Annotated in this window: 6 protein-coding genes; 2 read left to right on the top strand and 4 right to left on the bottom strand. The window is 48.5% G+C overall.

The features are described from left to right. Positions 1-32: 32 nt before the first annotated feature. Together PspS04_RS22335 and PspS04_RS22330 are read right to left on the bottom strand one after the other, a co-directional pair. On the bottom strand, positions 33-653 hold the full coding sequence (locus tag PspS04_RS22335; protein WP_159998908.1) for a LysE family translocator: 621 nt from the start codon (positions 651-653) through the stop codon (positions 33-35). A gap of 131 nt (positions 654-784) precedes the next feature. Further along, complete coding sequence (locus tag PspS04_RS22330) at positions 785-1,207, bottom strand: DUF2000 domain-containing protein (protein WP_159997823.1); 423 nt, start codon at positions 1,205-1,207, stop codon at positions 785-787. Between the two features lie 316 nt (positions 1,208-1,523). Between PspS04_RS22330 and PspS04_RS22325 the strand changes: the two genes are divergently transcribed. After that, on the top strand, positions 1,524-2,009 hold the full coding sequence (locus PspS04_RS22325) for an Lrp/AsnC family transcriptional regulator (protein ID WP_159997821.1): 486 nt from the start codon (positions 1,524-1,526) through the stop codon (positions 2,007-2,009). A 100-nt stretch (positions 2,010-2,109) separates the two neighbouring features. Here the strand turns inward: PspS04_RS22325 and PspS04_RS22320 are convergent, their stop codons facing one another. Beyond that, a complete protein-coding gene (locus PspS04_RS22320) occupies positions 2,110-2,751 on the bottom strand; it encodes a hypothetical protein (protein ID WP_159997819.1) in 642 nt (213 codons plus the stop codon). 340 nt (positions 2,752-3,091) lie between these two features. Beyond that, positions 3,092-3,796, bottom strand: coding sequence for a hypothetical protein (locus PspS04_RS22315; protein ID WP_159997817.1), 705 nt, complete (start codon positions 3,794-3,796; stop codon positions 3,092-3,094). A 1,122-nt stretch (positions 3,797-4,918) separates the two neighbouring features. Here PspS04_RS22315 and PspS04_RS22310 point away from each other — a divergent pair. Continuing rightward, a complete protein-coding gene (locus PspS04_RS22310) occupies positions 4,919-12,445 on the top strand; it encodes a CHC2 zinc finger domain-containing protein (RefSeq protein ID WP_159997815.1) in 7,527 nt (2,508 codons plus the stop codon). Positions 12,446-12,537 lie beyond the last annotated feature (92 nt).

Genomic DNA, 12,537 nt, shown 5'->3' with positions numbered 1-12,537 from the left:
GTGAAACTGTTGTTTCACGGGCTCTGCCTGCTTCAAGCAATCAGCATCGCCGCGGCGGCCGCCACCATGATCGCCGCCGCACCGCGGAACAGCCACTGTTGGGCTCTCAGGCTCGATAGCAGGTGCCGGACACGCGCCGCGCTGACAATGAACAGTGCGCCAACGCCCAATAGAACGAGAATGGTCAATGGCACCAGCATCAGCCCCCACGTCTGTAGCGAGACTGTTTCAAGGTTGATCACGAGCGGCAACAACGCAAGATAGAAGCCGATGGTCTTCGGGTTGCCTAAGGTAATGGTCAGGCCTGATATCGCCGCCGACAGCAGTTCCTTTTTCTTCGCTGGTTGACCTATTTCAATAGCCTGATGGTTGGCGAACCAGAATTGCCAAGCCAGATAGCACAGGTACAGCGCAGCCGCCCAGCGCACCAATTGGAACAATGCATCGAAGTGCGCGGCGATCATCGCCAGTCCAAAGATGGCAAATGACAAGTAAGTCAGATCGCCGAGTATCAACCCAAACAGCAGGCAAAAGCCCGATAGGGTGCCACCGCTGACGCTCCGTGCTACCAGCGCGGCCATGCCGGGACCGGGAATGGCCGCTGCGATGCCCAGCGCTGCCGTATAGGTAAGTGCTTGTGATACGTTGAGCATATCGCTTTTCTCGGATTGTTTATTATTAGGTGCTGGTTTCTTACGTGCTCGGAAGTCAAAATTAAACGACTTCACTTCAGTCTTTCATCTACGCCATGGCTGCGTTCTAAAAAATACGGCATCTCAGCAGTTCATTTAAATAACGAAAGATTGCCCGTCAACTTGCTGATGCTTTTCTGTGGCCCGACCAAACCAAGGGCAACCAACTCTATGCCTGAACTATCGGCCTCGCAGATGCGCGCCTCATATTCCTCATACGTCTTGCAGGATTGCGCCAGGGCGCTGAAGGGCATGCTATGAATTTCATTGTCCAGCAGCGCTTTCTTATGGAGTTCCTGCAAGTGATCACTGCTGGATCGCAAAATGGGCAAAGGTGCGTATATGACTCCAGGGTAATTAACCTCGTCACTGCTTTGCAGGTCAGGTCCAACCAGACCCTCTACCGAACGTCCTAGACTGACACCTATTACGCTTACCGCATTTACTGCATGTCCCAACCCCAGCGTGTTGTCGACGACAATTACACATTTGTGAACGGCAGCATCGAAATTCATATACACCTCGATTCCATCTATAAAACGTTGGTTATGTTGATTTTATCAATGACGTCAGATCGCGATCACTTATCCACAGTCGTTTTTCCGCTTAATTACACTTTAGGGCGCTTTAGTTTTCTTGCATTTATGCCTGAGCTTCAGTCCGCCTTGGATATATTTGTCGATTTGTGCCTGGAGGCTGAGGCCCTGTACATCCGATGTCAGATGCTGAAGAAATACTATCGCCTTTAGACGGGTAATTTTTTTCTACTTTGATCCGTGGGAGGATCGGTTCTGGTAGGATTTACCTTTTTATTGCGAGAGGTGGGAATTTATGACCGATCAGATGCTCAGTCTGACAGATATTAAAATCCTTACAGCCTTGCAGCAGGATGGCAGGATCACCAACCAGACCCTGGCCGACCAGATCGGCATGTCGGCCTCGCCCTGCTGGCGCAGAGTTCGCCAGTTGGAAGAGCATCGTTATATTCAGGGCTACCGGGCGGTGTTGGACCGACGCAAGATCGGGTTAGGGGTGATGGTGTTTGTAAGGGTCAGAATCGACCATCACAGCGAAGCCGAGGCCCAGAAGTTCGAGCAGCAAGTGATGCAGCTGGAGGGTGTGGTGGCGTGCTACAGCATCGGTGGCGACGCGGACTTCCTGATGCAGGTAGTGGCGCGTGATCTCGACTCTTTTTCTGACTTTGCGATGTCGGTGGTCCGACAGCTGCCTGGCATCAAAGAGATGCAGAGTATGTTTGTGCTCAAGGAGATCAAGCCTTTCGTCTCGTTCCCGGTCAAGCGCTCCCCAGAAGTTTGAGGACAGCTATCCAGGCTTCGGTTAGTTATGCGGCAGCAACCGCCCCAGGTAACCTCAAAATCGGACTGCCCCTCGCGCTAAAACCGAGCCCGAACCAAGCTCAATCGGTGGCCTTGTCAACGGCCCAGCCCACCAGCACAAACGGCAACAGGGGGATCATGAGCACAGTGATCCATACGCCCTCGTAGGCATCGTCGATCTTATCGCCCACACCTCGTTCAGATGGAGCCGTGACAGTGTTCTCGGACAGGCTCACGGCATAACGATGGGTTCCCGTCTGATCATACTGACGGATTCTGCACTGCGTAGTGTTTACGCTGATATAGCGGTCCCCCGGCACGAGCGTTCGACTTTCCGGCCCTAGTCCGCGAGTCGGTGTGTTGTGACTGGCAAAGAGCTGTTTCAACTGGGCAATCTGCGCCTCAAACTCAGCCGCGCACTCAGTTTGACTGGCAAAAGCACGACTTTCCTTGCGGATAAGTTCCGGGCGGATCCGCCCATCAAGCAAGACCTCATAGAGATCGCCTTGCTCATCGATGCGGTTGAAAACCTGGGAGCCCATGCCGTTCTCGCCTCCGGGAGCGGAAAGCGCATTGAACTCATCGCTGGAAAGCGGCTGATTCAAGGTGTAGCCGTAGACCTGGGGTACTTTGAGCGGTTCCTTCACAGGTTTTGCGGCGCACCCGATCAAGGATGAGGCGATAATCGAAAGGCTCAGCGCGGCACAGAGCATCCTGTTCATGAATCGTCCTTGAGTTTCGTGCGGCACCTGGGGGCAGGGGTAGACAGACAGGCACAAAAAACCGGCTCAAATGGCCGGTTTCTCTGGGTCTGAAAGCCTGGTAGATACTTTCAGATACTGCTATATGGTGCCCGAGGGAGACTGTAGTGTTCCAGTAAACTCAAGGCCTCCAGAGAGGTTTGCTATCTCGGGATACATGTAGGGATACACGATCACGTTTGCTGCCCTAGTATGAATCGTCTCGACACCACCATTCAAACCTTTCTTCAAACTCTACCCTGCATCGTTTAACTGGATTGCTGTGATCCCAGGACAGGGGATATACAGGCGACGAGGCTTGTTAAGTACCCGCAATCAAGGCGGCATTCAGTGCCTGTCCAAGACTTATGATCAAACGCGCTTGTCGCGTGTATTCGGCCTCTAAAGTGGGCCGAACCCACCGCTCGGTAAAATTTCCACCGTCATACTCGAAAGCAGAAAACTTCAAACCATGTGATGACGCGGCTTCGCCCGTGAGATCCAGTGAGTAGGAGGTAGTGACGATGCTGCGATGCTTCGAGTGATTTGTTAGTGCCGACAGGTAGACGAAAGAGTCGTGTTCAACCAGCTTTTTTAGTTGCTCCTTGACCGTCCCTTCTGGCAGCCGTTGGGAGACGGTACGGATCCCAATACGATGCGCGTCCAGAGCTTTTCCCTGATCTAGATTCATGCCGTATGCGTAGTACAGGGTGTGGGCAAGGATATCGGCAACGCTGTGCATGCTCTGAACGCAAGCGGTGACGTGAGCGGCAGCTTGAAAACTCGCCCACCTGAACTCGCTGCTTGTATCTTCATCGGCCCCCATAATAAGGAGCATGATTGCCAGGTCACCATCATGTGCGCTTGTCGCTTCCTTCATTACGCGGAGGGCTTCGTGATAGTGATAACTGGCAAAGTTTCTTCGCTGCTCAATTGAGTCAACTGACGGCGATACCGCTTTGCGTTGGCTTCGTCCATGACGGCTTTCAACCGCTGCCCTCAGCTGATTCAGATCCCATTTAGGCATGTGGCAAATCCTTGCATTGTGATGTGTTATCCATATTGCCCGTTGATGATGACAGATCCCAAATATCTGCCGGGGCCCCTGGAGGATAGCGTCGCACACGGGGTAGGAAACCCGCGGGATCTTGTTAGTGACAGGCACCCCACCTTACTGAAATTTCGACGTTGAAATTGAAAGAATCCTGACGAAAAAGGGGCATCGTTACCGTGTTGGTAAAGATGCCCCTTTGTGTTGCTGATAACGCACGCATGGGGTTCGTCAACCTGTCAACCAACCTCAAAAATCCAGCCGCTAACACGAACGCACGGGTTATCTGCCCCGTGTCTTTCAGATTCGCTCAGGGGCCCCGGCGACTTCTGAACACCCTGTGCATTTGCACTGGTGAACGGTGTGTTCACTCGGTTCACCTGTTCACTAAGCTGGGCACCTGGTCGCTAACAAAGTCCCGCGGGTTTCCGACCCCGTGTCCGTATGCATGAGTCAGGGGCCCCAGCTTTTTTTTAGGGCTCGAACATACCATGTCGTTGTAGAGCCGACGGAGAAGCATCGTTCGCTGAAGGTGCTCTATAGGAAGGGGAGTGGGGGGGGCTGCGTTCTCTAAGAAAACGGTGTAACAGGTGTAATTGGTGTGACGTATAGTCTTAACTGACTGAATTTATTGAGAATAATATGCGTAACACGGTTTTGTGAGTGTGCTCGCTACCCGTGTAACACAGCTCAATTGTGTAACACTGAATTACCTCAAGCAAAGCCCTGGCGGATTTCTCGTTAGGGTCGATTGAGGGTTAGATGAACCACAGGTTTCGACTTCATACCCTCTTTTTCGAGTGTGGAAGTGACCGGGTTGAGATGATTCAGGTGATTTCAAGATGAGCCATGCTGCTAATGTGTGTTTGATTGCAAAGGAGAAGCTCGGGAGCTACGTTGTGATGCGGCACCGAGAGCAGGCGGTATCTTCTTCCGATTTATTCCTACACACGCCGAAAACGACGCGGTGAAGAACGATGAGATAAGACGTCAAGAACACTACGCTGGAAACGGGAGGATTCTCCTGTGTAGGTATGTCAAAGTTCGATAGCTTTATTACATACTTTGCTGTTGATAATTTTAAGAAGGGAAGAAAAATTGCCTAGGATTGACTACGAAAAACTGCTTCAGAATGTCTCTATTGAAGATATAGCCAATCGTCTAGGTATGACGCTTAAGAAAACGGCTGTGAATCAATTCAAAGCTCTATGCCCTTTTCATGATGATAAAACCCCCTCTCTGTTAATAGATGCTAGACGAGATAGCGGTAGGCAGCATTTCTATTGCTTTTCTTGCGGAGCGCATGGGGATGCCATTGATCTAGTTAAGGAAAAGCTGAATCTTGGTTTCAAAGATGCAGTCGAATGGCTTTCCCCTAGTACGTCGATTGTCCGTAGTGGGGGGCGAAATAAATTAATTGAAAAAAATAGTACTGCCCCTACTGTTGATCTTTCAGCGCTTCAGTTTGGATACAATTTATATAAAAAGGGAACAGATCAAGCTGCACTAGATGCTTGGATCAATGAGCGTCGACTCGATGCTACTGTTATAAAGCGCGCCGGTTTTGTGTACGCGCCACGTAATTTTTTATCCCGAGCGCTTGAGGCAGAAACCAACCGATCTGTCAGACGCGAATACACTGGCGACTTAGAGGATGCGTTTCTCATCCGGAAGTTGATTCCAGGAGTAACTGCAGAGATGCACCTGCCGTTGAGTTCCGGTAGTGAGTCAATAAATAGGTATAGTGACTTTTTTATAGCAGACCGAGTAATATTTCCAATTCATGATGAAAAAGGTCAGTTGCTAGGATTGGCGGGCCGGGCTTCGAGAGTTGCTGCTGGATCAACGGTGCCGAAGTACCAATTTACGCGTGAATTTCCTAAGTCAACTGTACTATATCGAGCAGACTTCGCATTCAAGCTTGTGAGAAGTGAGGCGAAGAAAGGTAATCAGAACGTCGTAGTTTATTTGTGTGAGGGATTTCTTGATGCACTTCGGTTTGAAAGTCTCGGGTTTCCTGCTGTCGCAATCATGGGAAGCTCAATTAGCGAGCCTCAGGTCAGGCTTCTTCAATCTTTAAGTGAGTCCCTGCCAAAGGCTACGAGTTTAACAGCTGTTGTTAGTTTCGATAGGGATGAGGCCGGCTTGCGAGGCGCAGCAGATGCGTGCTTGAAGCTCATGAATGCTCCAGTTGAGTGTGCCTTCCTATGGCCGACGGATCTCCAGCTTAAAGATATTGGCGTCAGTAGTGAAAGCAGAAAAGATCCAAACGACTATCTTGAACTTTGCTCAGTTGAGTCGGCGAAAAATTTATTACAGAGCGCAACATATCCGCCCCAGCTTTCCATTCTTGCATATTCATTTAGTGCTACTGCTGAGGACATTTTAGATGAAAATGTATGGGGTGCGGCGCCGCGAACTCGTAGATTTAGAGCCTTCAGTCAAGCGTTTAGTCAGATCGAAAAATCGATAGGATCTAATTCCAAAGAGTATCTTCAGCGGTCGCTTTCAGACACAGGCTCATCAAATAGCATCCCTGTCTTCGCGGAGTGGCTCAGCTTCATTAGAGAGTCTGCCTCTGAAATTCATAAGTCGTATTCTGAAGATTTTTTAAACAATGCAGGCGCACGTCTTAACCACTCTCGCATACTTGCATACATGGGGTCGAGACGAGGTGAACTTCCGTGTGACGAACCGCGGTGGGAACGCTTAGATATTGCCGCAACAGCGTTCAATACATTGTTGACGGATCGCTTGAAAAGCATACGAGTCAGTGGGCCGATCGGTCCCTACAATGCGGTCTGGGTGCCTCGCTCTTTTGGTGGTTCAGAGTTCAGGTTGAAGATTATGCCTCTCCCTGAGGACTTGATTGTTCAACAATATTTACTGAACGAGATTCTTACTGAGCGATGGGATCATGAAGGTTTTACTGATTTCCCGTTTAGCAGAAGAATACCTGCGGTACGCTACTATCGAGAGAGTCGCAGAACAGTTACTACGGGCTTCGATATCAAAGGTGACGGAAATGGCGAGGCAATAACTTCGCAGACTCTCAGTTTCGCCTATCAGATCGACATGGATGTACTTGAAGGGCGTCAGCCTGCAACAGATCAGGGGATGTATCGCCCGTACGCTGAGTGTTGGCGTGATTTTATGGCCTCCTTAACCAAGCAGGCCACAGATATTGGATATGTTTACTCAATAAGGTTAGATGTAAAACGGTATTATGATCGGCTTCGGCGATATGTCGTTCGCGATCGATTGCTAGCACCGCTTCAATCTGCAATATCATCGGTTTCTGATAATACTCCAGAGTTCGCAGAGCTACTTCAATTTGATACGCAAAACCCAAATGCCGCTGCGAAAGCAGCTTTTGTTCTTGATCGGCTTGACGAGCATCTATTTGGTGTAAATTACGCAAGGCCTGATACGGGGCTTAGGGAAGAGACTAATCCTTTAATGGGGATTCCACAGGGTCCCGTATTATCTGCCTGGATTGGTTCAGTAGCTTTGTTTCCTATCGATGAAGAAGCTCATCGCCTCATGTCCGCGCTGAATGTTGATTCCAAGCGTGTTGGTTATGCTCGATATGTGGATGATATCGTGCTACTCGCAGATGATCCGGAGACTTTGGCCAACTTGAGGGAGGCTGTCGATCGATGTGCCCGTAAGCTTGAACTGACGCTCCTTGCGAAGGCTGACGAAATTCCGGCGATGAGCGCCGAGGACTTTGCTTCATATATTAATCAAGGAAGAGCTCTAGCTGCCTATGGGCCAGCATGGGAACCGCCATTAGTCGGTGATGGTGAGTCAGGTTGGGATTTTTGGTCTGCGGCACCAGCAACTGATCGTCAGTCAGCTTTGCAGTTACTGCATAACGTAGAACTATACAAGGCATCTAAATCAACACTCTTGCAAACTGTTAAAACTGCGTTTCAGGCGCCAGACCTTCGTGCATCAGAGCTTCCCAAGGCTGCGAGATTAATTTGGTACTCAATTGCTGTAGAACATCTTGGGAGTATTGAGGCTGCTGAGGTTTTGTCACAATATCTAGAAACTTGGGATAACTGCGTGCACGACGCAGCTTGGAGCCTTCGACCTGAGGAAAATGAGTGGGAATCACCTGTTTTGTTTGCGCTCGAAGGCCTCGAGCATTTAATTGACAAGCAGACTCGCGATATTGCTGAACTTTCCGCTGAAGAGAACGCACTAAGACGACGTCGTATAGCATGGCTTGCTGATCTAGTTTTAAGTACGGCATTCGAAGCTTATGTGTTTAATTCAACACCAGGTCCTCAGCATCAACTGGATGTGCGTTTGGAGCTTGTACGCTGGAAAGCAGCGCGGCTTCTGGGAGTGCATAAAAGCTCAGAAGCACATCTACACGTAGAACGTTCTAAGCTGGTACAAGTCTGGCAACCATTTGAGTGGATGCATGAAGCAGTAGCATTGCTTTCAGATTCAGACCAATCCACAGAAGATCCACTAACTCCTTTTGTCGCCCCAACTGAAGATCATGTGCGGAAGGGCACAATTTCAGGTTTTGCCGCCGATGTGTTTATTGCATTACTACCGGGAGACGATATTCGCTCAACGTTTTTAAATGATGGAAGTCAAGCGGCGGCGATAAATATTGCCTTGCAAACCATTGTTAGCATTGTTCCGAAAGAGCAGCTGCCAGTTTGCTTAAGTCGACGTAATCACCTCATATGGAACACCACATCAACTAATGTTGTGAATCGGCTAATACTTCCACCGCTGCCAGGTATTAAAACGCACCGTCTTTTGTCATGTCTAGGAAGCGTTGCAAGCGAAGATGGAACGGTATTGGTAGATGCAATCGAAGCTCTCGATTTTTCTGCTATGGACGCCACTCCGGCCTTTATCGGTGCAGATAATGGTAGCATTGTCCGGTTAATGAATACTGAGTGGACGTCTGTACCACTAACAGGCTCTCTGATTCGGCTTCGGAGCGATTTGCCAGCGGACGATTATATTAATCTGCGAGAGCGGGTCCTACCAGTAAACATCAATGTGTCCACCGAGACTTTGAAGCTTGCTGCGAAATTGTTCAGATCAGTTGCACAAGTGGTCGTTTCCTATTCTGAGAATAATGAGGGCAAAGAACTTGTTCCTGCGTGGCCCTACATTGCAACTGATCTAAATAAGCAGATGTATTACCTAGTCGCGGAGGGAGTATCACGAGATGAGCTCGGTAACAGAGCTTTTGTACGTGATGGTGGAAGAGCTTTGCGGACGGCTGAAGTGCCTATCTATGAGGCAAGTCTTTGGAGGGTCGGCGTTGCGATTTCAGATTATTTGGGACTTTATGATGATGTCTCCAAATTTGGCGATGCAGAATCGGATGTTACACTCGACGCTGTAGCACTAACAAACCCTGCTCGATACGTTCTCCGGGCGCAACTTCGTAAACTTCGAGGAGCGTATGCTGACTCCCAAATAAGCAAAAGAAGAAGTGATGATGGTTTATTGCCTGCCACTGTCAATCGCTCTCTTCGATTGTTAGAAACATTTCCAGAGCAAGTAGAAGATTCTCTAGATCCCATTCTTTATGTCCTCGCCTCGGAAGCCGAGTCGGCAGGCATGTACCTGGCATTTCGCGAGAGTTGGAAATGCAGTGATGCCGCGTCATTTCTGGTGTTGTTAGCAAATAAGGTTCTAGGGCGCTTACCTCTATCAGTCAGTCAAGTGCTTGCAATAAGTGATGAAGAGAGTACCGGTGTAAGGCGTGATCTCTTTGGTTTACTGTGTTTTTCTAAACGGCTGTTTTCTGTTTCAGCCGAATCCTCGATCTCTGAAATTCCATCATGGAAGGCACTGCGTGCAGGTGTTATCAGCACAGGTATTAACGTAGCTTTTGAAGGGCTGATCGCTTCTCTACGAAGCCATGGGGCATTTGAACGATATGAGAGTTTTGATTTTCCAGAGGCTTGGGGTATCCCTTCAGCTCCGCCTCATTCCTTGGAGGAAAAAGCAGTCTCTGACAATGCTGTCCAATCAAACAGCAGGGTCTTATTGATTGAACAATGTCGTAGGGTAGTACAACACCTTGGGCATCGATTGGTTCAAGATAATTTAGAACGACTATCTGACTCCCTATATGAGCAATTAGGGATAATTGCTAAGGCACTAGCTTCAATTGATTATCATGATAGTGAGACCGACTCCTTTCTCGAGTGGCCATTTGAAGTGTTGAGTGATCATTGTTTGGGGTTGCTCAGTCTAGAGCTATTAGAGTCTGTTGTGTTGCTGGTTAGAAGGATAGATGAAGAGCTTGGTTTTGAGTCAATAACAGTAATTGAGAAGTCTTATGGTTATAACCCTCAGACAAAGCGCTTCACCGATTCAAGAAACGGAGTCAGGGATGTCACTCCGTGGATGATTTCCCAGTTTCCCCGATTCTCTAAGCATATTGAAGAAATAACTCACGATGGGCGATTTTTGCGAGTTTGGTCAGAGATTTTTGATCGCGAGAGCGGCAAGCTTTTATCTGTCTCCGCGCTTGGTGAGCCATTTGCTTCGATCGCTATTATTAAGCCAGGTATTAATGCTTCTCCCCAGGTTGAAATGGCAGAGGAAGAAAATGCAAGTGGCTCGGTACCAGCGATAAGGGAGGAGAACTATGAGTTTCATGCAGATTCTATAATTGGGTCTGTCGGGATCAATTCGCCGTCTGCTTTTTCCTTGCCACGAGCTTCCATGTCAACTATTAGTGCTCACGGTGATGAGGAAGGTGCAGTAGGTGGTTTGGTTGAAGATGCCTTATCAGAGTTTCAATATTCACCCTCCAGCAACGCTGATATTCCAGTGGGAACCGTGGTTGAGCATGATTTGGGCCGCGACGCTAATGCATTCAGAAAACAGCAGGCAGAGCAGTGGACTCGGCGCGGTGAAGCTTGCAAACCCAGAGGGCTGGTTCGTATTGCATTGCTTCAGGCTGATTTTGATTTGACGTATCAGCACCCTTTCGTTGAGGCTTGCCCGACACATTGGCCTTTTGGTTCAAAGGTCAATGAGGGTATTTCCTTAAATCTAAAGGTTAATGCTGACTCGAAATATGGGCGATTGCTAAATGCCGCAGAAAGGCACGATACCGCACATATGTGGACAAAATTAGAATTTCTGCCTAGTTGGTCAGAACACCGCCGTCGCTCGATTCTGAAGCGTGTCGTGGATACATGTCAAAATTTCGGGGTCGACTTGCTTGTTCTTCCTGAATATTCCGTAAGACGTGAAACAGTTGAGTGGTTGAAAACGTATATCATAAATAAAGGTGTTTCGGTTTTGGCTGGGACGTATATGAATATATGTGATAAAGCTGATGAAAATCACTTGTCTGCTCCACTGACTTTGCTTTGGCCGTTGCCTAAGTCAGCGTCGAAAGTATTTCTTGCTTCCCTGCAGAAGAAAAAATTGGGTTCCGATAAAGATTATGATGCGTTACAGCGGGGGCATGTTCTGGAGTTTTCGAGAAATAAAAAATATCGTTCTATCGCATTAGAAGAGTTTTTTCGACCCTCTGTATTACCTTTGAAGCCGTTGTTTAATCCTGGGGAACTCGCAAGTAAATTAGAAAGTGTTATCGGATTCGAACCATCGGCCGATGTTATTACTCATCTTTTCACAGAGGCAAAGCTTCCTCTCAAATATCTTTTGGAATTAATTTGCTCTGAGGCTTTCTTGGTCTCTAGTCCGGCTAATTACATTCAAATGGGGGAGGATCTTAAGGCAATGTGGCGTAGATTTGGTCGGCCAGCGGAAATTGATGAGGTTTTTAGCGATCTTAAGGCATTGTCCGAGAAGCTCTCTATCACTGGTAATGGGGCTGAGGCACGAAGATCAATTCTCGCGGTACCTGCAGCCACATCGCGTTCTGCCGACTATTGGTTCGCTGGACAGTCCGGATTTTTGGCTGCGGGTACAACAACGGTATTCTGCAATAGTATAGATAGTAAAACGCTGGTAGGGGGGAGCTGTTTTATCGGGCAGGGAAGTTGGAAGTCTGAAGAGACTACAATGGGCTATCTTGCCAAGATAACTCCTTATCACGGATGGTCTAAGGGGATTTATTACAATAATAGAGATGATGCTTTAAGTAAAAATGATCAAGCATTGGTGATTGCAGACGTGGATCCGCATAATATGCTCGAAGGTAAACCTCGTGCTCAGACGATGCCGTCTCCACTTCAGCTTGTAGCTTATTTACCTTTGGTCGAGTCCATTGACTGGGAGCGTACGCAATCGAATTTACTTAAAGCACTTTCCATCTCCCTACCTGAAAACGTTCTTGCTTCAAAAGAAAAAAGCAAAAAACGTCCGCAAGACGAGGGTGAATTCTGGAAGACGGTTGGGCGATCCAAAGACACGCTTGATGAGACAAATCTTGGTGACCTGTGGCGGAAGTTTCCCGATGCTAGTCCGCTTTTGTCTCGCGCAAAGGCCCATCATAACAATGGTGATATGCAACCGAACGCACCCAAAGGCTCTCTTGGGCTATTCGCCGCGCCTGCTTTTTATGACTGGATTGATGTGAGTTTAACGTTGACGGAGCATCAGGAACTTCCATCAATCGCTGTCCACCCATGGAAGGCCCCCGAAGATTGAGTGTCTGTGAGACCTTGCAATTGATATATAAACAGCCCGCGAGCGCGGGCTGTTTTGGGTTAGGCTGCGAGTGGTGTGTTTCTGAGCGCTTG

The organism is Pseudomonas sp. S04, assembly GCF_009834545.1.
Taxonomy (GTDB): Bacteria; Pseudomonadota; Gammaproteobacteria; order Pseudomonadales; family Pseudomonadaceae; genus Aquipseudomonas.
The sequence above is the reverse complement of the archived record's forward strand: the minus strand, read 5'-3'. Positions and strand labels throughout refer to the sequence as shown.